We start from the raw sequence: 24,646 nt of genomic DNA, 5'->3' as shown, positions 1-24,646 counted from the left end.
CATTTGAAGCCTGTCGCTTTACCCCGTGATCCCATCTGTGCCAGGTCTCGATGCGACGTAGAAACTCTGGCGGGCGTATTATGCGTGCGTGAAGAGGCGGATGCTCTTGGTTCTGTCTGGAAGGTTAGGAACCGGGCGCTCGCTCTGGCAAGAAAAACTCCTTCTGCGGTGCAACATTTTGTGGCTGATCCACATGTCATTGTGCAGCGGAAATGCCAAGGAAGCTATTGAAATCATGCGCTTGGGTAAAACTGGCGCCGAGAGGCCCGAAAGACAGCTTCAAGAAAATCCGAACAATCCTGCGCAATTATTCGGCAGTTTCGCAGGGATCCGGCTTGAGCGCTTTCAACGGCCCGGCGGCTGCGATAGCTTCGCGACATGAGCAGCGATCCCCGATTCATCCATCTCCGCGTCCATACCGAATACTCCCTCCTTGAAGGTGCGATCCGCCTCAAGAAGCTGCCGGGCCTGTGCGAAACGTACCAGATGCCCGCTGTTGCGGTGACCGACACCAACAACCTGTTCTCGGCGCTGGAGTTCTCCGTCACCGCCAGCGGGGCGGGTATTCAGCCAATCATCGGCTGCCAAGTAGATCTGACATATGTGCAGGCGCAGCCCGGCGAAAAGCCGAAACCGCCCGCGCCGATGGTTCTGCTGGCGCAGTCAGAGGCGGGCTATGAGAACCTGATGAAGCTGAACTCTTGCCTTTACGTCGACAAGGGCGGGCAGTTGCCACAGGTGACATTGGACGAGTTGCAGGCTCATTCCGGCGGGTTGATCTGCCTGACCGGTGGTCCGAACGGCCCGGTGGGGCGGTTGTTGCAGGCCAGCCAGCGTCCGGCGGCCGAAACACTGCTGGACCGTCTGATGGTTATGTTTGGCGATCGCCTCTATGTCGAGTTGCAGCGTCACCCCGGTGATGGCGGCGCGCCCGAGGCAGAGCGCATGACCGAGCGCGGGCATGTGGAAATGGCCTATACCAAGAACCTGCCGCTGGTGGCCACCAATGACGTCTATTTCCCCGAGTCCGGGATGTACGAGGCTCATGACGCGCTGATCTGTATCGCCGAGGGATCGTATGTAGACCAGCAGGAAGACCGCCGTCGCCTGACTGCGCAGCACTACTTCAAATCGCCTCAGGAGATGGCGACGCTGTTCGCTGATCTGCCAGAGGCCATCGAGAACACGGTCGAGATCGCGAAACGCTGCGCTTTCATGGCCTACCGACGCGATCCGATCCTTCCAAAATTCGCCGATGACGAGATCGAGGAATTGCGTCGGCAAGCCAATGAAGGGTTGAAGCAGCGCCTTGCCGTGATACCGCATGCGGTCAGCGTCGAGGAGTATCAGGAACGTCTGGATTTCGAGCTGGGCATCATCGAAGGCATGGGCTTTCCCGGCTATTTTCTGATCGTTGCCGACTTCATCAAATGGGGCAAGGATCAGGGTATTCCGGTGGGGCCGGGGCGGGGCTCGGGAGCGGGGTCGCTGGTGGCTTATGCGCTGACGATCACAGACCTTGATCCGCTGCGCTACAGCCTGCTGTTCGAGAGGTTCCTGAACCCCGAACGGGTCTCGATGCCGGATTTCGACATCGATTTCTGCATGGATCGCCGCGAAGAGGTGATTCAATATGTGCAGGAGAAATATGGCCGCGACAAGGTTGGCCAGATCATCACCTTTGGTGCGCTTCTGTCCAAGGCCGCTGTCCGCGACATCGGGCGGGTGCTGCAGATGCCCTATGGGCAGGTGGACCGCCTGTCCAAGATGATCCCGGTTGAGGGCGTCAAACCGGTCAGCATCGAAAAGGCCCTCAAGGACGAGCCGCGCCTGCGCGAAGAGGCGCGCAACGAAGAGGTGGTCGACCGGTTGCTGACCTATGGCCAGCAGGTCGAGGGACTGCTGCGCAATGCCTCGACCCATGCGGCGGGTGTGGTGATTGGCGACCGTCCGCTGGATGCGCTGGTTCCGCTCTATCAGGACCCGCGCTCGGACATGCCCGCGACCCAGTTCAACATGAAATGGGTCGAGCAGGCCGGTCTGGTCAAGTTCGACTTTCTGGGTCTCAAAACCCTGACTGTGATCCAGAACGCCGTCGATCTGATCCGCAAATCGGGCCGCGACTTGCATGTGGCGCCCGACGGCACCCCACTTTATAATCCGCCCGAAGGCGCTGTGAACGAGATCAACGCGATCCCGCTGGATGATGCGCCGACCTATGAGCTCTATTCCGCTGCCAAAACGGTCGCAGTGTTCCAGGTGGAAAGCTCGGGCATGATGGATGCGCTCAAGCGCATGAAACCCACCTGTATCGAGGATATCGTGGCGCTGGTGGCGCTCTATCGTCCCGGCCCGATGGAGAACATCCCGACCTATTGCGAGGTCAAGAATGGCCAGCGCAAAATCGAATCCGTACACCCGTTGATCGACCATATCCTGCAGGAAACGCAGGGCATCATCGTCTATCAGGAACAGGTGATGCAGATCGCGCAGGTGATGGCGGGCTACAGCCTCGGCGGCGCCGATCTGCTGCGCCGCGCGATGGGCAAGAAGATCAAAGAGGCGATGGATGCCGAACGCCCGAAATTCGAGAAAGGCGCAGGCGAGAACGGGGTCGATGCCAAGAAGGCCTCTGAGGTGTTCGACCTGCTTGAGAAATTCGCCAATTACGGCTTCAACAAATCCCACGCCGCCGCTTATGCGGTGGTCAGCTATCAAACCGGCTGGTTGAAAGCGAACCACCCGGTCGAGTTCATGGCCGGTGTCATGAATTGCGATATCCACCTGACCGACAAGCTGGCGGTGTATTTCGAAGAGGTCCGCAAGGGGCTGGGCCTGCCCTACGTGCCACCCTGCGTGAACCGCTCACAGGCAAACTTTGACGTGGAGGAGGGTGAACTGGTCTATGCGCTGGGCGCGCTTAAGAATGTCGGTATCGAGGCGATGACGCTTGTGGTCGAAGGTCGCGCGGATAAGCCTTTCGTCAACCTTTTCGACGTTGCCCGCCGGGTCGATCTGAAAAAAGTCGGCAAGCGCCCGCTTGAAATGCTGGCGCGGGCCGGGGCGTTCGATCAGCTTGACCCGAACCGCCGCCGGGTTTTTGATAGTCTGGAACCGCTGATGGGATATTCAGCGGCGATTCACGAGCAGAAGAACTCCAATCAGGTGTCGCTGTTCGGTGAGGCGGGCGATGATCTGCCTGAGCCGCGCCTTGCTCCCACGCCCGACTGGCTGCCCGCCGAACGGCTGAGCGAGGAATTCAAGGCGATCGGGTTTTATCTGTCCGGCCACCCGCTGGACGACTACATGCCCGCCCTCAAGCGTAAGCAAGTGCTGACTCTGGATCAGGTGACCGAAAAAGCTCGTGGCGGTCCGTTCATCGCCAAGATGGCGGGAGTTGTCGCCGGTCAGCAGGAACGCAAATCGGCGCGCGGCAATCGCTTTGCCTTTGCGCAGCTCTCGGACACGACAGGGGCCTATGAGATCACGCTGTTTTCGGAAACGCTCGAGAAAAGCCGCGAATTCCTCGAAACCGGTGCCCATGTCGTATTGACTGCCGAGGCCACGATGGAGGCGGATCAACTCAAGCTGCTGGCGCGGTCGGTGGGGCCGATTGATGCCACTGTGGCGGATGCGGGGGCTACGGGCCTGCGGGTTTTTGTTGACGCGGCCGAGGCGATACCGACCGTCGCCAAGGTGCTCGAAGGTGCCGCCGAGGCGGCGCGCAATGCAGGCAAGGGCCCGATTCAGCTTTGCCTGATCGCATCAGGCCTGCCGGGCGACGTTGAAATGGACCTTGGTCGGGATTTTCCTATCAATCCGCAGATCAAGGGCGCCATCAAATCGCTGGAAGGGGTCCTGTCGGTCGAAGAGCTCTGACCATCCTGTGTCTCTTTCCGGGCGGGGCGCAAATCGACTTTCCGGTCGCGCGATGCTAGGCTGAGTTCTGCGGATGCCCCGCTGCAGGAGCCGGATTTTGAGGAGCTCAATCGCGTTATTGGCCACTATGCTCTCGATACTGTCGGGGGGCGCAAAGGCTCAGGGTGGTTCGATGCCTGAGTGCTCTCTCGCTTTGGCGTTTGCGCTCGATATTTCAACCAGTGTTGATGAGATCGAGTATGAGCAGCAGCGGGTGGGTCTTGCCGCAGCGCTGCAGGATGAAGAGATCCGCGCCCTGATCCTTGCCCACCGGGGCACTGTGATGCTGATGGCCTACGAATGGAGCGGCGAGACCCAGCAAGCCACCATCGCCCCGTGGAGCGCGATCGCAAGCGAGGCGGAACTGGCGGGCTTCGCGGCGCGTCTGCTTGGACATAGCCGTGTGAATGACGACTACCCCACCGCGCTGGGGGCAGCGATTGGCTTTGGCACCACGAAACTCAGCAAGGTTTCGGCCTGTGCGCGTCTGGTACTGGATATTTCGGGGGATGGTGCAAACAATCACGGATATCCCCCCGAAAGCGCCTATCGGCACTTTCCGTCGGCGGGTATCACGGTCAACGGGTTGGTGATCGACACCGGTGATGCAAGTGTCATCGACTATTATCTGGAAAAGGTCATTCGCGGCCCCGGCGCGTTTGTTGAGGTTGCGTTGGGCTTCGAGGATTACGAACAGGCCATGAAGCGCAAACTGCTGAAGGAAATCCCGGCGCCGCAATTCGCCCGGCGATAAGGCGCAATCCCAACCACGTTACCTGAAAATCAATTCTGTAGCCGTGAAGGCGAAACCTCATCTGTGTCCGTGGGGTGATCGGCGATCGCCTCAATGCCCGCGCGCAGCGCGACGGCTGCGGTGTCGATCGACATGCTGGGCACGCCGAGGTTCTGCACCAGAGCGGCCACTTCGGGCAGGTGCGGCAGGTGAACCCAACCGGCGCGGATCTCGGATCCGGATTCAGCCAGGTGATGCAGGATGCCATACATCAGGTGGTTGCAGCAGAAGGTGCCCGGCGCGTCCGAGATATCCGACGGTATCCCGGCGGCGCGCATGTTGTGCACCATGGCGCGGATCGGCAAGGTCGCGCGATAGGCCACCGGCCCGTCCGGCACCGTCATCACGTCCTGCAACAGCTTACCTGCATTGTCACGCAACCCATAGCGGGCGCCGTCATTGAGGTTCTGCGCGATGCGTTCAACGGTGACCATCGCCCGCCCGCCGAATTCCCCCATCATGACAACCGCTTCGGGGCGCAGCTCTGCAATTGCGTCTTTCACAACGTCGATACATTCGAAAAAGCTGTTGGGGATGATCCGCGACAAGATCGTCAGACCGGCCACTGTTTCACCATCGAGGTGGCGCGCCACTTGCTCGGCGGGATTGACCGGAGTGGTACCGAAGGCCTCAAATCCGGTCAATAACAGGGTTGGCATGGCTCAGCCTCCGAGTGATGCGGTGGTTTCCTGACCATAGGTGGCGACGAGGCCCTATGGGAAGCCCTGGGCCGTCAGTAATGCGGCGGCCGCTCGTCTCCGATCACTACGCCGCCGCTGGCATCCTGTTCGCGACCCGCCTCGCGTTCCATCAGCATCTGGACCCGGTGGGTCAGCCGGTCGATCTCGGTCTGCTGGCGCGCCACGATCGCGCTCATCTCGTCGACGGTCTTGGTCAGATGGGCGATCTGTTCTTCAAGATGTTGCATGGGCGGGCTCCTTGGCGTTTCCATCGTGATACAGAGGCATTACCGCACTTGCCAGAGCCACATGGCCGGAGCGCGCGGACAGGGAGGATCAGCATGAGCGTCATCATCGACTGCAACGCGGCAATCACGACCATCACAATCGACCGGGCCCAGGCGCGCAACGCGGTGGACCCGGAAACGGCGCAGGCGCTTTATCAGGCATTTCTGGCGTTTGAGGCGGATGCCAGCCAGTTGGTGGCGATCCTGACCGGGTCGGGCGGATATTTCTGCGCCGGGTTCGACCTGAAAGCCGCCGGATCTGGGGCGGCGGATGAATGGATCAAAAGCCTCGACATTTCGCAAGGCTGGACCGACCCGATGGCGCAACCCTGCCCCGGCCCGATGGGGCCGACCCGGTTGATGCTGAGTAAGCCGGTGATCGCTGCCATCGAAGGTCCCGCCGTCGCGGGCGGCATGGAACTGGCCGCGTGGTGCGACATGCGGGTGATGGCACAGGGCGCAGTGACGGGCGTCTTCTGCCGCCGCTGGGGGGTGCCGCTGCTGGATGGCGGAACGGTGCGGCTGCCCGCGATACTCGGGCAGGGCCGGGCCAATGACCTGATCCTGACGGGTCGTCCCGTTCAGGCAGACGAAGCGCAGGCCAACGGCTTTGCAAACTATACCTGCGCGCAGGGAGCGGCGTTGGACACCGCCATCGCGCTGGCACGGGACCTGATCCGCTTTCCGCAAGGCTGTCTGCGCGCCGATCACCTTTCAGCCCGGCCCACACCTGCCGAACTTGCACAAGCGCTGCGCCGGGAATGGGCCTCTGCCGCCGTGTTCGAAGCGGAAAGCCGCGAAGGTGCCGCGCGCTTTGCCGGGGGCAAGGGAAGGTCGGGGGATTTCGCCGATATCTGAGCGGACCTTCCGGAGGACCGCGCGGTGGGGCCGTGCAGTGACTTGCCCCGGCAGGGGGCATCGGCTAGACCGCGCCCGGAACCACCACCCCAAGGATGCCCCGATGGCAAAGCCCAAGAAACAGCCCCGCCCCAAGGCCGTGACCCCAAAAGGATTTCGCGACTATTTCGGAGGTGAGGTGACGCAGCGAACCGAGATGCTGCGCGCCATTGCCGGGGTCTATCATCGCTACGGGTTCGAGGCGCTGGAATCGAGCGCGGTCGAGACCGTCGAGGCGCTGGGGAAATTCCTGCCCGACGTTGACCGCCCTAATGAGGGCGTCTTTGCCTGGCAGGAATTCGACGAAAAAGGGCAGGGCGACTGGATGGCGCTACGCTATGATCTGACCGCGCCGCTGGCGCGGGTCTATGCGCAGCACCGCAACGATCTGCCGACCCCCTATCGCCGCTACGCGATGGGTCCGGTCTGGCGCAACGAGAAACCCGGCCCGGGCCGCTATCGCCAGTTCTACCAATGTGATGCGGATACGGTGGGCACGGCTTCGATGGCCGCTGATGCCGAGATCTGCGCCATGCTCAGCGATACTCTGGAAACCGTCGGCATCCCACGCGGCGACTATCTGGTGCGGGTAAACAACCGCAAGGTGTTGAACGGTGTGCTTGAGGCAATGGGGCTGGGCGATGACGCCAGCGCCCGCGACAACGTGCTGCGCACCATCGATAAGTTCGACAAGGTGGGCGAAACGGGTGTGCGCGAATTGCTGACCAAAGGGCGGCTGGATGTCTCGGGCGCGTTCATTGACGGTGTGGGCCTGAGCGAGGATCAGGCTGAGCCGGTGATCGCCTTCCTGACCTCGAAAGCAGCGGATGCGGCCGGGACGTTGGCGAATCTGCGCGCAGCGGTGGGCGACAGCAAAACCGGCGCAGACGGGATTGCGGAACTGGAGCAGATCGGTGAATTGCTATCGGCGGGCGGCTACGGGCCGGACCGCATCGAGATCGACCCTTCGGTCGTGCGCGGGCTGGGTTATTACACCGGGCCGGTCTACGAGGCCGAACTCACCTTCGAGATCCTCGACGAAAAAGGCCGCAAGCGGCAATTTGGCTCGGTCGCGGGCGGCGGGCGGTATGACGATCTGGTCAAGCGGTTCACCGGGCAGGAAGTGCCGGCAACCGGTGTCTCGATCGGTGTTGACCGGTTGCTGGCTGCGCTGCGTGAAAAAGGCCGCCTGACGACCGAGGCGGACGGGCCGGTTGTGGTGACGGTGATGGATCGCGACCGGATGGCCGATTATCAGGCCATGGTGGCCGAGCTGCGCAATGCGGGCATCCGGGCCGAGGTCTATCTGGGCAATCCGAAGAATTTCGGCAACCAGCTCAAATATGCCGACAAGCGTAACGCTCCCATCGCCATCATCGAGGGTGGTGACGAAAAGGCAAATGGCATCGTGCAGATCAAGGACCTAATCCTGGGCGCGAAACTGGCCGAAAGCGCGACGCTGGAAGAGTGGAAGGAACGCCCCTCGCAGATCGAATCGCCGCGCGCCGAGTTGGTGGCGCAAGTCCGCGCGATGCTGGCGACGCAAGCCTGATGGCGGACCGGGCTAAAACGCTGCTCAGGGCCGCCGACCTGCGTGCCCGGTTCGAGGCCGAGGGCGCACGGGTTGTCGAAGCAGCAATTCTGCAACCCGCTGAGGCTTTGCTGGACCTCTATGGCGAGGACATTCGCGCGCGTGCCTATGTGACTTCGGACGCGTTGCGCGGCGAACAAATGCTGCGCCCCGATTTCACGGTGCCGGTTGTTCAGATGCACATGGCCGATGGCGCGGAACCGGCCCGCTACACATACTCGGGCGAGGTGTTCCGGCGGCAGGAACACGACCCCGACCGTCCCAGCGAGTTCATTCAGGTGGGCTATGAGGTGTTCGACCGCACCGACCCGGCCAGCGCCGATGCCGAGGTGTTTGCGCTGATCTCGCAGGCGCTGGCGGATGTTCCGGTGATGGCGTCGACCGGGGATATCGGCATTCTGATGGCCGCGGTAGAGGGGTTGAAAACCGATGAGCGGCGCAAGCATGCACTGATGCGGCATATCTGGCGGCCACGCCGGTTCCGTACCCTGCTGGACCGGTTCGGCGGTCAGCGCCCGGTCAGCGGCGCACGCGCCGAATTGCTGACGGGCAGCGACGAGGTTGAGTTGGACGCTCCGCTGATCGGTAAACGCACCCATGCCGAAATCACAGCGCGGATCGCGGCGTTACGTGCGGATCACGCCGCTCCGCCGATCTCGGAAACGGAGTTATCGGCGCTTGAAACCTTGCTTGCCATTCGCGAGACGCTGCCCTTTGCGCTGGAACACCTGCGCGATGTTGCCGTCGACCTGCCATCGATCGGACAGGCGCTGGACCGGCTGGAGGCGCGGATCACGGCACTAGCGGCGCGTGGCGTCGATGTGGATCATCTAGAATTCGAAGCCTCCTACGGTCGCACCTCGATGGAGTATTACGACGGGTTTGTCTTTGGCTTTTATGTTCAAGGCCGACCCGATCTGCCGCCGCTGGCCACTGGCGGGCGCTATGACGCGCTGACCCGTTATTTGGGCGACGGAGCAGAGATCCCGGCGGTTGGCGGCATCTTGCGCCCTGGCCTGATCCTAGATCTGCAGGAGAGCCTGTCATGAGCCTCAAGCTTGGGGTCCCTTCCAAGGGCCGCCTGATGGACAAGGCCTTCGCCTGGTTCGCAAAGCGCGGCATCGAACTGTCGCGCACGGGGTCGGACCGGGAATATGCGGGTCGCGTGGACGGGATCGGCAATATGTCCCTGATGCTGCTGTCCGCCGGTGAGATTCCCCGCGAACTGGCGGCGGGGCGGATCAATCTGGGCGTCACCGGTACCGATCTGGTGCATGAGAAACTGCCTCTCTGGGAACAGCAGGTGGAACAGATTGCGCCGATGGGATTCGGTCAGGCCGATCTGATCCTTGCGGTGCCGCGTGCCTGGGTCGATGTGGACACGCTGGGCGATCTTGACGCCGCCGCTGCCACCTTTCGCGCAACCCATGGCCATCGCCTGCGCATCGCCACCAAGTACCACCGTCTGGTGCGAGAGTTCCTGACCGAGGCGGGGGTGGCCGATTACACGCTGGTCGACAGCCAGGGGGCCACCGAGGGCACAGTCAAGAACGAGACTGCCGAGGCGATTGCCGACATCACCTCGACCGGAGAAACCCTGCGGGCCAACCACCTGAAAACCCTCAGCGACGGGATGATGTTGCGGTCACAGGCCACGCTCTGGCGCAGCCGCGCGGCCCCTTGCCAGGGTGCCGATCGCAAGACGCTGGACGAGCTTCTGGACCGGATCGCGCTTTAGAGCGGCGGGCCGGTGAATTCCTGCCCGTGCTGCGTCGCGATACGGGCCATGACATCCGCGTCCATCGCGCCGTTCTGCAACGAGGCATGCAGCGCGCGGAACATCGCCTCCATCCTGTAAGCGGGTGAGAACACGTAGCGCAGGCGTCCCGGAGTGGTTCCGACATTCTTGAAGGCATGCTCGGTGCCGCGCGGGATGAAGGCTACATCGCCCGGCGCAACCCTGCCGCGTTCGCCTGCGATCTCGACCTCGAAATCACCGTCCAGAAAGAAAAATGTCTCATCCTGATGGTGGTGGATATGGCGACCCGGACCAACACCAGGCTGCACGATATCCTCGAACACTTCCAGCGCACCGCCAGTCTGATCGCCGTTGAGCAGGATGCGAAGTATGATGGCACCGGGGAATTCCAGAACTTCGCTGTCGGAGTAGGCGGAATGGGTCATGACGCGGCTCCCTCTGACGACACAGGAGCAGGATAGCGTTGTGCGCTGGTCAACAAAACACGGATGGTTGCACAGGTTCTGTGCGGGTCAGAGCACGCCGATTTCGGCCAACGCCCGGTTCAGATCATCGGGCAGGGCATCCTCGGATTGCCGGGTTTTCGGCAGATCGGGCGGGGTATCCTCGGGCTTGAGGTAACGCCAGCCCTGAAACGGGCGTTTCTGGGCGCTTTGGGTGCGGTGCAGGTCCGGGTCGAGCACGATGGCGCAGCGCCGGATACCGTCCGCGCCGATCACCTCATCCATGCGCAGGATGCGCTGGCGGCATTGAACCTGCCCCTTGATCACCCAGTAGATCGAGCCGCCCTTGAGGATCTCCACCTCGCGCTTGGGCCACATTCGGGTGACATGGCGCGGCAGACCGTCTTCGGACTGCGCGGCGCGGGTCTGTTGCCAGTCGGCCAGCGTTTCGACGCTTTCCGATCCGACCGACAGCTTGATGAGATTCACATACTTATCCACAGAGTCGCCCCCAAGAGTAGCTTATATTGTAGTGTTTGTGAGCGAAACTTCAAACTGTTGTGGCATCGGACGCGGGATTTGGGTAAATTAGAGCGCCCTACCAGTATCAGGAATCAGCCGATGAGCCGTTTCGCCGCCCCCATCTCGGAACAGATCTGGGATATGAAATACCGCTTCAAACAGGCGGATGGCACGCCGATCGACCAGACGGTCGAGGACACCTGGCGGCGCATCGCCCGCGATCTGGCACAGGTCGAGAAAGACCCCGATTTGTGGGAAGACCGGTTCTATGCGGCGCTGGAGGATTTCAAATACCTGCCCGCCGGTCGCATCACGGCCGGTGCCGGCACCGCGCGGCAGGTAACGCTGTTCAACTGTTTCGTGATGGGGACGATCCCCGACAGCATGGGCGGCATATTCGACATGTTGAAAGAGGCCGCGCTGACCATGCAGCAGGGCGGCGGCATCGGCTATGATTTCTCGACCATCCGGCCCAAGGGCGCGGAGGTTACCGGCGTGGCGGCGGATGCGTCCGGTCCGCTCAGCTTCATGGATGTGTGGGACGCCATGTGCCGGACGATCATGTCCGCGGGATCCCGGCGCGGGGCGATGATGGCGACGATGCGCTGTGATCACCCCGATATCGAGGATTTCATCACCGCCAAATCCGACCCGGCACGGTTGCGGATGTTCAATGTCTCGGTCCTGGTGACGGATGCCTTCATGGAGGCGGTCAAGGCGGACGGCCCGTGGGAGCTGCAATTTGACGGCAGAGTTTATCACACGGTGCAGGCGCGTGACCTGTGGAACAAGATCATGCAGTCGACTTATGACTACGCCGAACCGGGCGTGATCTTCATCGACCGGATCAACACGGCCAACAATCTGAACTATGTGGAAACCATTGCCGCCACCAATCCCTGCGGCGAGCAACCGCTGCCGCCCTACGGGGCTTGCCTGTTGGGCTCGATCAACCTAGCGCGGCTGGTGACGGACCCGTTCGAGGCGGGTGCCGAGTTGGACCAGACCGCACTGCAGGAGCTGGTGGCGACCGCGATCCGGATGATGGACAACGTGGTCGATACCTCGAAATTCCCGCTGCCGGACCAGGCCGCCGAGGCACAGGCCAAGCGGCGGATCGGGCTGGGCGTGACCGGGCTTGCCGACGCACTGCTGATGCTGGGCCTGCGCTATGGCTCGGATGAGGCGGCGCGTCAGACCGAGCGCTGGTTGCACGCGATCGCCCGCGCCGCCTATCTGGCGTCGGTGGATTTGGCACGCGAGAAGGGGGCCTTTCCCTTGTTCGACGCTGATGGGTATCTGGCCAGCGGGTCGATGATGGCGATGGACAAGGATGTGCGCGATGCGATCCGCGAACACGGCATCCGCAACGCGTTGCTGACCTCGATCGCGCCCACCGGCACGATCAGCCTGTATGCAGGGAATGTGTCTTCGGGGATCGAGCCGGTCTTTGCGTATGCCTATAAGCGCAAGGTGCTGCAAAAGGACGGCTCGCGCACCGAGGAAGAGGTGGTCGATTATGCCGTCCAGCTCTGGCGCGACAAATTCGGCGATACCGACCTGCCCGAGCATTTCGTAAATGCCCAGACGCTGGCGCCTTCAGCGCATGTCAGGATGCAGGCTGCGGCGCAGAAATGGATCGACAGCTCAATCTCGAAAACCATCAATTGCCCGGAAGACATCAGTTTTGAGGATTTCAAGGATGTCTACATGCAGGCCTGGGATCAGGGCTGCAAGGGCTGCACGACCTACCGGCCCAATGACGTGACCGGTTCGGTTCTGACAGTGAGCGAAAGTGCCGACGCGGCGCCGGGCGAGAACGCGGTATCGCCGCACAGCATCGACGGCGGCGAGGTGGTCTATATGTCCGAACCGCTGGACCGCCCGCAGGCGCTGGAGGGCAGCACCTACAAGCTGAAATGGCCCGATAGCGAGCATGCGATCTACCTGACCATCAACGATATCGTCATCGGCGGGCGGCGGCGGCCTTTCGAGGTCTTCATCAACTCCAAGAACATGGAGCACTACGCCTGGACTCTGGCCCTGACCCGGATGATCTCGGCGGTGTTCCGGCGTGGCGGCGATGTGTCCTTTGTGGTCGAAGAGTTGAAAGCAGTGTTCGACCCGCGTGGCGGGGCCTGGGTGCAAGGCAAGTACATCCCGTCGATCCTTGCCGCGATTGGCGGCGTGATCGAGCGACACATGGTGTCCATCGGCTTTCTTGAGGGCGAAGGCATGGGCTTGAAATCGGACCCGCAGGCCCAAGTCGTCAATGCCGACGCGCCACGGGGTCCGGCGTGCCCAAGTTGCGGTCAGTATGACATGCAGATGGTCGAGGGGTGCATGACCTGCCGCAATTGCGGTCATTCTAAATGTAGTTAGCCAGTGTAAAAGGCATTGTATTGTTGCTGATGCGCAAGGTGATTGAGACCCATTTCGGCGATTTTGGCGCCCAAAAACAAGGGCATTAGCGCCCAAAATCCCGTTAGCCCTTGTCCATATAAACAATTGAGTGCGCCAGATTTCCTGATCTGGCGCACTCTGCCTTTTGGGGCATCTGCTTAGGATATTGATGAGTTCCGCAGATTGGTGCTGTTTCGAGGCATGCCTTGCCCCACCAGCACCTCAACCTGCCGTAACTTTACGACAATCTCTTCGGGCTTTGGCCTCCTCGTTGCCATCTGTGGCCCTCCGCTTTCCTGAACATAGGGGCGGACCTCTTCTTTGGGGGAGGCTCAGGATGCTGAACTCTACATCATCAGTATTTCATGGGTTTTTCTTACCGACGCTATTTCGCCTTCAAGGGTTGCCATACTGACTGAATGTACCTGGTTTGCGCTATGATGCACGCCATCTGGTCCGGTAATGTCATAGGTCCAGACCGCGTCAGAGGCATAAATAGGCCGATATCCTAAATCTGCGGCGCTGCGAGTAGTCGATTCAACGCAATGGTTGGCGGTGGCGCCGCATGTGACGACGCGTTCAATACCTGCATCCTGCAAGATTTCCTGCAGTGAGGTTCCCGCGAACCCGCTGCTGCCGGTTTTGACGACCACGGGCTCATCCGGTGTTGGAGCCGCAATGGGTTGCGCCGATGATCCGGCGGCGTCGGGATGGAATGGATCGTCCAGGTCTGTACCGTGGTGGTGAACATGTACCACTGTATCTCCTGCACTGCGAAATTTTTCCAAGAGCAGAGCGATGTTGCCCTCTGCCTCGGGGCAGGATCGTCCGGCGGCAGCGGCATCTACGTGTGCCAACGCCATCTGCACATCAATCACCAATAATGCGGTTTTCATCCTCAATACTCCTATGCGTTTGCCGCAGCTTTGCGGTTGGCCAGTATGTTTTCCACCCGTTTGCCGTAAATGCGAATGTTGATTTCGTCTTCAATTACGCGATTTGGCTTTTCATCATATGTCATGATTGCAGAGATACGTGACTGTGAACCTTCGACTTTGGTCACGCCATGCAGCGAATAGCCGCCCCGGAACAGGGTGAACGCACCTGCGCCGCGCGAAAATGTTTGAGCATGAGACATGTCGCCCGCCAGCAGCCGGTCAACGGCCTCACGATCCTCACCGTCATCGTTGCGCGAATTTGGAAGGAATGTAAAATCGCCACCGGTCTCCGCAGCTTGTAGCAACAGGGTCACAGTACATTCCGTCGTGTCGTAGTGCCAAGCGTGCCAGCTTTCTGGGTGCAGCGCGACTACATTGAGCGCTTGGAACTCGTCAGCACAGTGGTAGAGTTGGTCCTTTTTTTGAACCCGACGCACGAAATCCGTCAAAATTTCGGAGTGGTAAAGCTGTTTGAGACGAGTCGCCGCAGGTATTTGATCATCAGCAAGCTGGACCGCGGTATGCGTGAACTCTTTCCGCCGTGGGTCGTCTTCTGGCAATGAAGGGTCTATTGCGCCTTGATAGATATTGCGTTTTACATGCAGGACTTCGGCAGTCGGTAAAAGATCATTGGCCTCGCCATTCAACTGTTCCAGCGCCTCGGTGCGGACAAACCCAGCCAGATTGCACCAGCCGTTTTCTTCCATGTGGCGCTGGCATTCGGTCAAAAATTCCGCCCCATCTCCACTGTCCAGATCCGCAATGGGATATCGGTCAAGGTCTATGAGATCTAGGGCAGGTTCGTGTTGCAACTGGCGCGTGTCTGTCATGGCGAAGTCCTTGCGATTGGGTGCAAATGCTTGGAAGGCGGAATCGTCGAAGACACTATGCGCGAGCGACGTGAGCATCTAAAACGAAATAATACCTTCTCATGAACATAAAAAATTTATGGATAGTCGATGCGTGAAAACCTGAATCTCAACTGGCTGCGCAGTTTTGAAGCGGCTGCGCGGCTGCTGAGTTTCACTGCAGCCAGCCGTGAAATTGGATTGACTCAAACCGCCGTCAGCCAACATATCAAGGCGCTTGAAATTCAGCTGGACGCTAAGCTGTTTCTTCGTCGCCCCAAAAGCCTGCAATTGACCGATGCGGGCAAGGCTTATCAGCTGACCGTGCGAGAGGCGCTGGATATTTTGGACATGTCGACCACAGGTCTTTTTGGGCCGCGCCAGACACGTACAATCACGGTACGTGCCTCTATGGCATTTATCATATGGCTATCAGCGCGGCTCAATGACTTCATGCTCAGCCATCCTGATACTGGCGTCAAAATGGTGACTTCCATCTGGAAAAGCCCCTCGGACCAACAGCTTGTCGATGTCGACATCATCCTCGCCTCACAAGAGAGTGCGAGACCGGATCTGCAATTGTTATCGGCAGAGATGATTGTTCCTATCTGCGACATCGGGTCCGGCCAGGCGATACATTTACCCGACGACCTTCTGCGGCATTCGCCAATCCATATTATGGGGTTCGACGACCATTGGGCGCGGTATCTGTCTGCCTATGGGTTGAAGTATGAAAGCTCCGCCGGGCGTCTAATCACTGACACCTCAACCGCCGCAATCGAAATGGTTGCAGCGGGACTTGGCTATGCTGTTGTCATAGAGAGATTTGCCCGGCAAGCGATCCAATCCGGGCAAAAAATTCGTATCGTCGGTGAGCCCAAAGAATTTGGACATGCGCATTATCTAGTTCAAACAGAACACCGTGATGCCGCCCAGACGCATGTCAAAGAATTTGAGGCGTGGTTAGGTCACCAGTTTTAGGAACGCTTTCTGCAATCACATACTGATACATTTCGAACCGGATATTCCTTTCTGTAACTAGATACCTGCAAAGTCCGGCATATTACCACTTCATGTTGGAACCGTGAGTGTCTGCTAATCACGGAATGCAGCCATAGGTGCCAAGACCGCTTACATCGAGCCAGGATCACCTAGGGAGAACGGATATTGCGAAAGCTTCAATGCCCGGCTCCGCGATGAACTGCTCAATGGCGAGGTCTTCTACAGCTTGCGGGTGGCACAAATCCTGATCGAACAATGGAGGAAACACTTCAATACCAAACGACCCTACAGTGCTCTGGGCTACCGACCACCGGTACCAGAATCCATCGTTGCGATGGAACTAAGGCAATCATGCACGAACATACAATGTGGACCACTTGGCTGGGGCTGATCAACTGGAAGCACTGTGGAAGCAATAGGAGACATCTCATATGACCTTCCCCCCGAGGCTCCCTCATTAATGACGAGATTTTGCGGGTTTGAATTTCACATTCTTCGTCGTTGGTTTGTGCACCGATAGCGTGGTGCTGTTGGCGGGTGGCCAGATTCTGCGTCAGGATGCGCCCCGGAATACCCTGCGCCTCGACCTGCTCGGCCGCGCATATGGCCGCGCCATCGCCGTCGAACGGGCGCGGGAGAAAGGCGTCTATCCTCTACCTCAGATCACAAGGTGAATCGCGTGCATTTGACCCATTGCAGTGCCGCTGCGTGGTTTATTCCAGACAGCCGCCCTGGGCCCAACTGCGCAGGTTGACCTTGAAATCCCCGCCATAGGGATGGGACTTTTCGACCTTTTCGGAGGACGGGTTGGCGGCATAGGTTTGCGCCTGGGTGCACAGCGCCTCGGGCGTCCATTGATGGCAACCCGAACATGTCTGGTCCTTCCACATCGCCTCGGGCAGCCCTTCGATCGGAGGGAAATGTGGCGTGCCGCGCACCAGTTCGGCAATGGTCTTGCCCCGTATCCGGTCATTACCAAAGGTCAGCCTGCCGTTGAGCGTGACCACCTCGCCGGGTTGCGAGGCGGTCGGTTCTGCCTGCGCCTCGGCCTTGCGCGTCACAGTCTGGGCCTCAAGCTCCAGTGCTGCGACCCGTTCCGAGGCCTGATTGGCGAAGGCGCCGCCGGGATAGCTGTCAAGATAGGTCTTGTAGGCATTGATGGTGTTGTCAGAGGCGGCCAGATCAAACATCAGCCGCTCGGTGTCGTTGACCTCGGCAGGCTCGGACGCGGGGTCCTGAATCACAGCGACCTGCGGTGCCTCCGGTGCCGGTTCGGGATCGGTGAGGGTTTTGGAGAACGAGTTCGACATCACCTGTTGCAGCCGCTCGCGCGCCAGATCCGCGTATCGGCTGTCGGGAAAGGCGCGTAGGAACAGCATGATCTGCACTGGGTCTTCCGAGGCCTTGATCGCTCCCCATGCAAGATCTTCGGTCTCAAAGCTCGGCACCGGCGTCTGCTGCGGCGAAAACGAGAACTCGCGCGTCAGCGACGAGGTGTCCCAGGGTGTCTGCAGCCCGCGCGTTTGTGACAGCACATCAACGCGCACGGTCTTGAACAACTGTTCGATCGGCATACCGGGTTCTTCGATATGGGTCGCAAGGCTCTGCGTGAAGGGGCTGTTTCCTGCATCTCCATCCAGCGCGACCCCGCCGGGGTTGGTGGCATAGGCTAGGAAAGTGCCGGTGGGTGCCTTCATCTCGGCCAGTCCATTGTCATCCATATCCGCCAGTTCTTCGAACGGGTTGTTTCGGCAGGCATCCAGAATGACGATATTGGTCTTGTTGCGGGCCGAGGCCATCTGATGCAGGACCGACCGCGCCTCGACCGCCATCAGGTCCAGATCGGCTGGATCGCTCAACGACACGTCCACCGGCAACAGGTAGTTCGACCCAAAGGATTGCACCCCATGCCCGGCGTAGAAGAACAGGCCAACGGTCTCTTCGCCGCCCTGGCGCAGGTCGCGCCCGAACTGGGCGATGGCGCGTTTCATCTCGACCTGGTTGCTATCGGTCAGCAGCCGGACATCGAACCCCATCTTTTCCAGCTTTTTGGATATCAGACGCGAATCATTTGCCGGATTGTCCAGCGCGGTGACCGTTCCATAAGCGGAATTGCCGATAACAAGCGCGATGCGCGGGTCGGCAAGCGCAGACCCGGTCCAGCCCAGCAACAGCAAAGCCGTGATGACCCGCAGGGTGCGGATAAATTTTTGTTCCATTTTCATGCCCCGACAACCATGAATGCCCCTCCCTGTAGTTGCAACCGGAAGTTCCCGGACCGGCTGTGCGCAAAGGCGTCCGGGCCTGGGGCGGATGCCATCAGGACAGGGGCAAATCCTGGTGAATTGCCCAATACATTCACCTTAACGCCGCCTTTTAGGCTTTATTGTGACCTTCACCTGACTTATCCCTGAATCAGTCTCAACTTTTACGGGAAGGTGACCATGCAGGCCATATCCGCGTTTCGCACAGCTCTGACATTGGGAGGCCTCCTGCTGGGAACCGCCGCCTTGGCCCAAAGCGCTGATCCTTTCGAGCATGGCTGGGAGCTGGATGCCGAAGCCTCGGAGCTGCGCTTTCTGTCGGTCAAGAAGAACTCCAAAGCCGAACATAGCGGCTTTGCAAGCTTTTCCGGCGTGATAGACGAAAACGGCGCGGCCGAGATCCGGGTGCAGCTTGACAGCGTCGACACCAAGATCGACCTGCGCAATGTGCGGATGCGTTTCCTTTTCTTCGAGACCTTCAACTTCCCCGAGGCGGTGATCACCACGCAATTGCCCGCTGACCAACTGACCGATCTGCATGACGTGCGGCACAAGATAATTGATCTGCCCTATACCATGAACCTGCACGGCGTCACGCAGGAGCGCACTGCGCAGGTGGCGATCACGCTGGTCGATAATGATCGCGTGGCGGTGGCCAATACCGCGCCCATCGCGATTCCGCTGACCGATTTCGCGCTGGAAGAGGGGCGCGGCAAGCTGCAGGAGGCCGCTGACGTCGATATCCTGCCCTTCGGCTTTGTCAGTTTCGGCTTTGTCTTTGATCGCGCACGCCCCGGCACCCAGCCCAAGCTGGTTCTGGCCGCTGCCACTCCGGGCGCGGCCGCGCTTGAGACAAAGGGCGATCTGGACCGCGAGGCCTGTGTCGGACGGATGGAGATTCTGTCGCGCACCGGCAACATCTATTTCAATTCGGGCAGCGCCCGGCTGGACCGCGCCTCGCTGCCGCTCCTGTCCAATCTGCACGACATCATCAGCCGTTGCCCCGATCTGCGGATCGAGGTGGGCGGCCATACCGACCGCGACGGCTCTGACGCGGCGAACCGTGCGCTCAGCGAACGGCGGGCGCAGGCGGTGACCGATTATCTTGTCGCGCAGGGGATCGGGTCGGAACGGCTGATCACGGTTGGGTATGGCGAAAGCCGGCCCGTGGTGTCGAATGACACCGCCGAGGGCAAGCGCCGCAACCGGCGGATCGAGTTCGTGCCGGTGAATTAGAGCGACACCAAAGCTGACGCGTCAACCCGCATGCGCGGCCTTGAGGCGGTTCAACCGGTAGAGCGCAAAGAAGGTCACGACCACGCCCGAAATCAGATACAGGGCCGAAGCAGAGAGGCCGAATGCCACGGTCAGGCCAAGCCCGATCTGCGGTGCAAAAGCGGCGCCGGTGATCCAGGACAGGTTGGTGGCCATCGCGGTGTCGGAATAGCGATATTCGGGGGCTAACCTGTTGCCCATAATGGCGCTGGCTTGTCCATAGGCCAGCCCCAGCACCACGAAGCCGAACACGATAAAGATCGCGGGCGCGCTGTTCAGTGTGTCGATCAGGAAGCTCAGCGCAATGATCAGGCCGGTGCTGATCGCAACTACCATCCGTTCGCTCATCATGCTGCTGATCCAACTGTCTCAACATGGTTTGACCCCGGCCAACATGCGCCGGGCGATGTGACTGAGCCTGTTCTGACACTTCTTCGACTTGATCTGGATCGGGGTCTATTCGCGCGTCCAACTCACCTGAGTCCTGATTTGGGCAATCCTGTCCAAGGTGCGGGTCGCGGGCGGTTGGATTGGGCAGGACCGCGCCGTCTTTTGTTGATGCCGATCCCTCGGGCGGGCCGTCGGCTTGGCCGCCAACGGGCTGACCCGGCTCAAGTTTCGTAACACCCACGTGTCTTATGCGCTGATATGGTTTGTGATGGCGGCGTTTCTGTTCGGGGCGCCTGGATACCTCGTTCTCGCGGGGCTGCGCCGGAAATAACGGTTTTGGGGCGCCGACGACTTACGCAGGCCGTTTCGGCCCGATCCTGTTGCCAATCTGACACTTACACGTAACGATGCCCCTGTAATGCCGGTATCGCAGCGGCCCTAAGGGCCTTGCCACGTAACAAGGGACGGATGAATGGTACGCAAGATATACTATGCTGTGGCGCTGCTGGGCCTGCCTCTGACGCTGCTGCTGGGATGGCTCTGGTCGCCGGCTTATTGGCTGCTGGTCCTCGTGATCCCTTATATCATCGTGGGTTTCTACGATCTGACGACCACACGGCACAACGTTCTGAACAATTACCCGGTTCTGGGCCATTTCCGCTATGCGTTGGAATTTGTCAGCCCCGAGATCCGGCAGTATTTCGTGGAAACCAACGAAAGCGGGCGGCCCTTCAACCGGATCACCCGCGCGCTGGTCTACTCACGGGCCAAGGGGCAGGCTGATACGCTGCCTTTCGGCACCCAGTTCGATCTGCAGAAAGTGGGCTATCACAGTACCAACCACTCGCTTGCGCCCAAAGAGGTTGATCCCGCGGAAGAGCGGGTGATGTTGGGCGGGCCGCAATGCGACAAGCCGTATCTGGCCTCGCGTCTCAACGTCTCGGCAATGAGCTTTGGCGCGCTCAGTTCCAATGCAATCCGGGCGCTGAATGGGGGGGCCAGGGATGGTGGTTTCGCCCACAATACCGGCGAGGGCGGGCTCAGCCCTTATCACTTGGCCGAGGGCGGCGACATCATCTGGCAGATCGGCACCGGCTATTTCGGCTGCCGCACCAAGGAAGGCGGGTTTGACAAGGACCTGTTTGCCGAAAAGGCCGGCAAGGACGTGGTCAAGGCGATCGAGATCAAGCTGAGCCAAGGCGCAAAACCCTCGCATGGTGGCGTCTTGCCCGCCGCCAAAGTCGATGAGGAGATTGCCCAAATCCGGGGGGTCGAACCGCATAAGGACGTGATCTCACCACCCGCGCATTCCGCCTTTGATGGCCCCGAGGGGCTGATGCGCTTCGTCCAGCACCTGCGCGAGATGTCGGGTGGCAAACCGGTGGGGTTCAAGCTGTGCATCGGCAACCGATCGGAGTTCATGAGCATCTGCAAGGCGATGCTGGACACCGGTATCCTGCCCGATTTCATCACCGTGGACGGGGCCGAGGGCGGCACCGGTGCGGCCCCGGTGGAATATACCAACCGGCTGGGCGTGCCGCTGAACGAAGCGCTGATCTTTGTCAACAACTGCCTGCGCGGCATCGGGGTGCGTGACAAGATCCGGGTGATCGCCTCGGGCAAGGTGGCGACAGGGTACGATCTGATCGAGAAATTCGCGCTGGGGGCCGATATGTGCAACTGCGCGCGTGCCATGATGTTTGCTGTGGGCTGCATTCAGGCGCTGCATTGCAATACCAACCGCTGTCCCAGCGGCATCGCCACGCAGGACCCGGTGCGTGCCCGCGCAGTCAACGTGCCGCAGAAACGGATTCGGGTGCGCCGCTTTCACGATGCCACATTGGAAAGCTTCCGCGAGTTGCTGGGTGCGATGGGGCGCGAGAAAGTCGCCGAGCTTGGCCCCGTCGACATCCGCCGCCGAAACGCCAATGAGCGCGAAGAAAGCTATGCCGGGCTTTACGCCCACTTGGACGAGGGCGCACTGTTGGGCAAGAAAATCCCGCCAGAGTTTGCCGCCGACTGGGCGCGCGCCTCGGTTGAGCGGTTCTGACGGGCGGGGTCAGCCCGCCGCAGAGGCCGTGTTCGAGACCAGCGCCAGGAACCGGTCGATCTCGGCCTGTTGCATCGACCAGTCGCAGACAAGGCGGCAGCTCAGCAGGGCGTTCTCGTCCGGGCCGTCCAGCTCTTCGCCCTCCATGTGATAGACCGCGCCCGCGTAAATCAGGCGGCGGTGGAGGTGGCGGGGCAGGCGGGCGAAGATCATGTTGGCCTGTGGCTCATATATGAACGTAGCCCCCGCCGCACGCAGCCCGTCCGCCAGACGGGTGCAATTGTCATTGGCCATCCGCGCCGAGCTCAGCCAGAGGTCGTCGCGCAGATAGGCCGCCATCTGTGCCGACAGGTAGCGGTGTTTCGACATCAGGTGCCCACCGCGCTTGCGGCGTAGCTCAAACTCCTGCGCCTTGGCGGGATCGAACAGAACCACCGCCTCGACCCCCATCAGCCCGTTCTTGGTACCGCCAAAACTGACCACGTCGACGCCGGATTTCCACGTCATCTCGGCCGGGGAACAGCCAAGCGCCACCAGCGCATTGGCAAAGCGCGCGCCGTCCAGATGCAGCGGCAGGCCATAACTCTGCGCCATGTCGCCCAATGCGCGGATTTCATCCAGCCTATAAATCGTGCCGCATTCGGTCACCTGAGTGATCGAGACCGGCCCCCGTTGCGGCCCGTGCACGCCGCGATTGCCCTCGGCTTCGATGGCCGCGCGCAGCGCCTTGGTGTTCATCTTGTCGTCGCCCTCGACCAGCGTGAGCTTGGCACCGCTGTAAAACTCCGGCGCGTTGCATTCGTCGCGGTGGATGTGAGAGACAGGCGTGCAGAACACCGTCTGCCAGGGATCGGCTAATGTCGCCAGCGCCAGCGCGTTGGCCGAGGTGCCGTTGACCACCAGATAGACCGCCGCGTCGGGCGCATCGAAAAGGGTTCGGATGCGGTCGCGGACCTCATCCATCAGATCATCGACGCCATAGCCCATCTGATAGCCTTGGTTGGCCTCGGCCAGCACCTGCAGGACCTCTGGATGAACCGGGCCGGAATTGTCAGAGGCAAAAAACACTAGGTCGGCTCCTCGATAATATGGTCTTCCCATTCGTCTTCGGGGGTCTCGAATTCGGATACCGTCCAGCCGCGCACCGAGACGCCCGCCTTGTACACGCTGTCGGGTGTGCCCGAGATCAGCGGATGCCAATCGTAGAGAGGCTTGCCCTCCCAAAGCAAGCGATAGGCGCAGGTCTGAGGCATCCAATAGGCGTGGCTGTCCAGATTGTCGGGGCGCAGCACGATGCACTCGGGCACGAACTGATGCCGGATGTCATATTGCGCGCAGCGGCAGCTGTCATCGTCCAGCAGACGGCAGGCAACGCGGGTCAGGGCGACCTCGCCGCTGTCTTCGTCTTCCAGCTTGTTCAGGCAGCATTTGCCGCAGCCATCACACAGCGCCTCCCATTCTTTTTGGGACAGTTTGGTGAGCGGTTTACGTTCCCAGAACCGGGTGGCCAGCCCCTTTCGGTCGATCGGATCGCTCATAGCGCCGTAAGGATGCTGCGCGCCTGCGCGCAATCCCCGTCCATTTGCGCGATCAGGGCATCCAGCCCGTCGAACTTCAATTCGGGGCGCAGGTAGGCGACCAGTCCGACCGAGAGTGTCGTGCCATAAAGATCGCCCGAGAAATCGAACAGGAAGGTTTCGATATTGGGTTTCTCGCCATCGAACATGGGCCGCACCCCGACCGAAGCTGCGCCGTGATAGCTGCCCGAATGCGGCCCATCCAGCACATCGACCAACACCGCGTAGACGCCGAATTTCGGCAGGTGCAGCCCATCCATCGACATGTTGGCGGTGGGATAGCCCAGTTCGCGCCCGCGCTGTTCGCCACCGATCACCTCGCCCTCGATCCGGTGCCAGTGGCCTAGCATTGCGGCGGCGTCGCGGGGCTGGCCGCGGCTTAGTGCCTCGCGGATCGCGGTCGAGGACACGACCTTGTCGGAATGCGCCATCAGCCGGGCGATGGTGACACAGAAGCCCAGTTCCGCCCCGAACCGGACCAGATCGTCGGCATTGCCGCTGCGGCCCTTGCCGAAACAGAAATCGGACCCCACGACCACGTGGCGCAGGCCCAGCCCTTCGGCCAGCACGTTGCGGGCAAACTCTTCGGGTGAGAGTCCAGCGAGACCAGCGTTGAAGTTCAGCTCATAGAGCCGCTCAACGCCCAGCTTCTCCAGCCGGTGAGTACGCGAATTGGGGCGCATCAGGCGAAATGGCGGCGCGGCGGGGGCAAAATATTCGCGTGGATGCGGCTCAAACGTCAGCACGCCCAGCGGCGCATCGGGGGCTGCGGCGCGGGTCTGGGCAATGACAGATTGATGGCCCAGATGCACCCCGTCGAAATTGCCGATCGCAACGCTCGCGCCGCGATCTTCTGGGGTAACGAACTGATGATCCCGAATAATGTGCATAACCCGCATCCGTACAAGCAGAGCGGGGTCGGTTCAAGCACGGTTTGGCGGTGCAACGCGCGCCCGGGTTACGTTATGCAAATCGTGGCTGGTGCAGGGTGGTGGCGATCGATCCTTCA

The 24,646-nt window shown here is 60.7% G+C and carries 23 protein-coding genes and 1 pseudogene; 13 read left to right on the top strand and 11 right to left on the bottom strand.

The features are described 5' to 3' along the window. Positions 1–100: 100 nt before the first annotated feature. The 3 genes from AB1E33_RS19055 to AB1E33_RS19045 all read left to right on the top strand — a co-directional run bounded on the left by AB1E33_RS19055 (position 101) and on the right by AB1E33_RS19045 (position 4,672). Positions 101–382 carry a hypothetical protein gene (locus tag AB1E33_RS19055; protein ID WP_372578852.1) on the top strand — a complete coding sequence of 94 codons (282 nt, stop codon included), beginning with the start codon at positions 101–103 and terminating at the stop codon, positions 380–382. Further along, on the top strand, positions 379–3,879 hold the full coding sequence (gene dnaE / locus AB1E33_RS19050; protein ID WP_372578851.1) for a DNA polymerase III subunit alpha: 3,501 nt from the start codon (positions 379–381) through the stop codon (positions 3,877–3,879). Before AB1E33_RS19055 ends, dnaE begins: the two co-directional genes overlap by 4 nt. Positions 3,880–4,051: 172 nt before the next feature. Continuing rightward, a complete protein-coding gene (locus tag AB1E33_RS19045) occupies positions 4,052–4,672 on the top strand; it encodes a DUF1194 domain-containing protein (protein WP_372578850.1) in 621 nt (206 codons plus the stop codon). A gap of 29 nt (positions 4,673–4,701) precedes the next feature. On the opposite strand, the gene pcp is transcribed toward AB1E33_RS19045, so the two are convergent. Beyond that, positions 4,702–5,370 carry a pyroglutamyl-peptidase I gene (gene pcp, locus AB1E33_RS19040; protein WP_372578849.1) on the bottom strand — a complete coding sequence of 223 codons (669 nt, stop codon included), beginning with the start codon at positions 5,368–5,370 and terminating at the stop codon, positions 4,702–4,704. A 74-nt stretch (positions 5,371–5,444) separates the two neighbouring features. Continuing rightward, complete coding sequence (locus AB1E33_RS19035; protein WP_372578848.1) at positions 5,445–5,639, bottom strand: SlyX family protein; 195 nt, start codon at positions 5,637–5,639, stop codon at positions 5,445–5,447. Between the two features lie 93 nt (positions 5,640–5,732). On the opposite strand from AB1E33_RS19035, the gene AB1E33_RS19030 reads away from it, so the two are divergent. The 4 genes from AB1E33_RS19030 to hisG all read left to right on the top strand — a co-directional run bounded on the left by AB1E33_RS19030 (position 5,733) and on the right by hisG (position 9,904). Next, on the top strand, positions 5,733–6,536 hold the full coding sequence (locus AB1E33_RS19030; RefSeq protein ID WP_372578847.1) for a crotonase/enoyl-CoA hydratase family protein: 804 nt from the start codon (positions 5,733–5,735) through the stop codon (positions 6,534–6,536). Positions 6,537–6,639: 103 nt separating this feature from the next. Next, positions 6,640–8,127: a histidine--tRNA ligase gene (gene hisS, locus AB1E33_RS19025; protein ID WP_372578846.1), complete on the top strand. Its 1,488-nt coding sequence runs from the start codon at positions 6,640–6,642 to the stop codon at positions 8,125–8,127. Further along, positions 8,127–9,215, top strand: coding sequence for an ATP phosphoribosyltransferase regulatory subunit (locus tag AB1E33_RS19020; protein ID WP_372578845.1), 1,089 nt, complete (start codon positions 8,127–8,129; stop codon positions 9,213–9,215). The genes hisS and AB1E33_RS19020 overlap by 1 nt, the downstream gene beginning before the upstream one ends. Beyond that, positions 9,212–9,904: an ATP phosphoribosyltransferase gene (gene hisG / locus AB1E33_RS19015; protein ID WP_372578844.1), complete on the top strand. Its 693-nt coding sequence runs from the start codon at positions 9,212–9,214 to the stop codon at positions 9,902–9,904. Before AB1E33_RS19020 ends, hisG begins: the two co-directional genes overlap by 4 nt. Here the strand turns inward: hisG and AB1E33_RS19010 are convergent. Both AB1E33_RS19010 and AB1E33_RS19005 read right to left on the bottom strand, forming a co-directional pair. Further along, entirely contained in the window at positions 9,901–10,350 is a 450-nt protein-coding gene (locus AB1E33_RS19010) for a cupin domain-containing protein (protein ID WP_372578843.1), read from the bottom strand. The two genes, hisG and AB1E33_RS19010, sit on opposite strands and share 4 nt — an antisense overlap. A gap of 87 nt (positions 10,351–10,437) precedes the next feature. Further along, positions 10,438–10,869: a DUF1489 family protein gene (locus AB1E33_RS19005; RefSeq protein WP_372578842.1), complete on the bottom strand. Its 432-nt coding sequence runs from the start codon at positions 10,867–10,869 to the stop codon at positions 10,438–10,440. A 120-nt stretch (positions 10,870–10,989) separates the two neighbouring features. Here AB1E33_RS19005 and AB1E33_RS19000 point away from each other — a divergent pair, with 120 nt between their 5' ends. Then, positions 10,990–13,272, top strand: coding sequence for an adenosylcobalamin-dependent ribonucleoside-diphosphate reductase (locus AB1E33_RS19000; protein ID WP_372578841.1), 2,283 nt, complete (start codon positions 10,990–10,992; stop codon positions 13,270–13,272). A 368-nt stretch (positions 13,273–13,640) separates the two neighbouring features. Here the strand turns inward: AB1E33_RS19000 and AB1E33_RS18995 are convergent, their stop codons facing one another. Both AB1E33_RS18995 and AB1E33_RS18990 read right to left on the bottom strand, forming a co-directional pair. Beyond that, entirely contained in the window at positions 13,641–14,189 is a 549-nt protein-coding gene (locus tag AB1E33_RS18995; RefSeq protein ID WP_372578840.1) for an isochorismatase family protein, read from the bottom strand. Positions 14,190–14,200: 11 nt separating this feature from the next. Beyond that, positions 14,201–15,061, bottom strand: coding sequence for a HalD/BesD family halogenase (locus AB1E33_RS18990; protein ID WP_372578839.1), 861 nt, complete (start codon positions 15,059–15,061; stop codon positions 14,201–14,203). A 129-nt stretch (positions 15,062–15,190) separates the two neighbouring features. Here AB1E33_RS18990 and AB1E33_RS18985 point away from each other — a divergent pair, with 129 nt between their 5' ends. The 3 genes and pseudogenes from AB1E33_RS18985 (at position 15,191) to AB1E33_RS18975 (ending at position 16,755) form a co-directional block, all read left to right on the top strand. Next, entirely contained in the window at positions 15,191–16,060 is an 870-nt protein-coding gene (locus AB1E33_RS18985) for a LysR family transcriptional regulator (protein WP_372578838.1), read from the top strand. Positions 16,061–16,187: 127 nt separating this feature from the next. Beyond that, positions 16,188–16,472: pseudogene (locus tag AB1E33_RS18980) on the top strand (integrase core domain-containing protein); the annotation flags it as partial. A gap of 88 nt (positions 16,473–16,560) precedes the next feature. Then, entirely contained in the window at positions 16,561–16,755 is a 195-nt protein-coding gene (locus AB1E33_RS18975; protein WP_372578837.1) for a hypothetical protein, read from the top strand. Positions 16,756–16,794: 39 nt separating this feature from the next. Here AB1E33_RS18975 and AB1E33_RS18970 read toward each other — a convergent pair whose 3' ends face one another. Next, a complete protein-coding gene (locus AB1E33_RS18970) occupies positions 16,795–18,300 on the bottom strand; it encodes a caspase family protein (RefSeq protein ID WP_372578836.1) in 1,506 nt (501 codons plus the stop codon). Between the two features lie 225 nt (positions 18,301–18,525). Between AB1E33_RS18970 and AB1E33_RS18965 the strand changes: the two genes are divergently transcribed. After that, complete coding sequence (locus AB1E33_RS18965; protein WP_372578835.1) at positions 18,526–19,581, top strand: OmpA family protein; 1,056 nt, start codon at positions 18,526–18,528, stop codon at positions 19,579–19,581. Positions 19,582–19,602: 21 nt separating this feature from the next. On the opposite strand, the gene AB1E33_RS18960 is transcribed toward AB1E33_RS18965, so the two are convergent. Beyond that, entirely contained in the window at positions 19,603–19,971 is a 369-nt protein-coding gene (locus AB1E33_RS18960; RefSeq protein WP_372578834.1) for an MFS transporter, read from the bottom strand. 511 nt (positions 19,972–20,482) lie between these two features. On the opposite strand from AB1E33_RS18960, the gene AB1E33_RS18955 reads away from it, so the two are divergent. After that, entirely contained in the window at positions 20,483–22,060 is a 1,578-nt protein-coding gene (locus AB1E33_RS18955) for an FMN-binding glutamate synthase family protein (protein ID WP_372578833.1), read from the top strand. 9 nt (positions 22,061–22,069) lie between these two features. Here AB1E33_RS18955 and AB1E33_RS18950 read toward each other — a convergent pair whose 3' ends face one another. From AB1E33_RS18950 to AB1E33_RS18940, 3 genes are read right to left on the bottom strand one after another with little or no spacing between them, the layout of a single operon-like run. After that, positions 22,070–23,128, bottom strand: coding sequence for a threonine aldolase family protein (locus AB1E33_RS18950; protein WP_372578832.1), 1,059 nt, complete (start codon positions 23,126–23,128; stop codon positions 22,070–22,072). After that, positions 23,128–23,598, bottom strand: coding sequence for a YcgN family cysteine cluster protein (locus AB1E33_RS18945; RefSeq protein WP_372578831.1), 471 nt, complete (start codon positions 23,596–23,598; stop codon positions 23,128–23,130). The genes AB1E33_RS18950 and AB1E33_RS18945 overlap by 1 nt, the downstream gene beginning before the upstream one ends. Beyond that, positions 23,595–24,527: a bifunctional riboflavin kinase/FAD synthetase gene (locus AB1E33_RS18940; protein WP_372578830.1), complete on the bottom strand. Its 933-nt coding sequence runs from the start codon at positions 24,525–24,527 to the stop codon at positions 23,595–23,597. Before AB1E33_RS18940 ends, AB1E33_RS18945 begins: the two co-directional genes overlap by 4 nt. Positions 24,528–24,646: the final 119 nt, after the last annotated feature.

This window comes from Ruegeria hyattellae, assembly GCF_041537925.1.
Lineage (GTDB): Bacteria > Pseudomonadota > Alphaproteobacteria > Rhodobacterales > Rhodobacteraceae > Ruegeria_C.
This window is presented reverse-complemented; position numbering and strand designations above follow the sequence as displayed.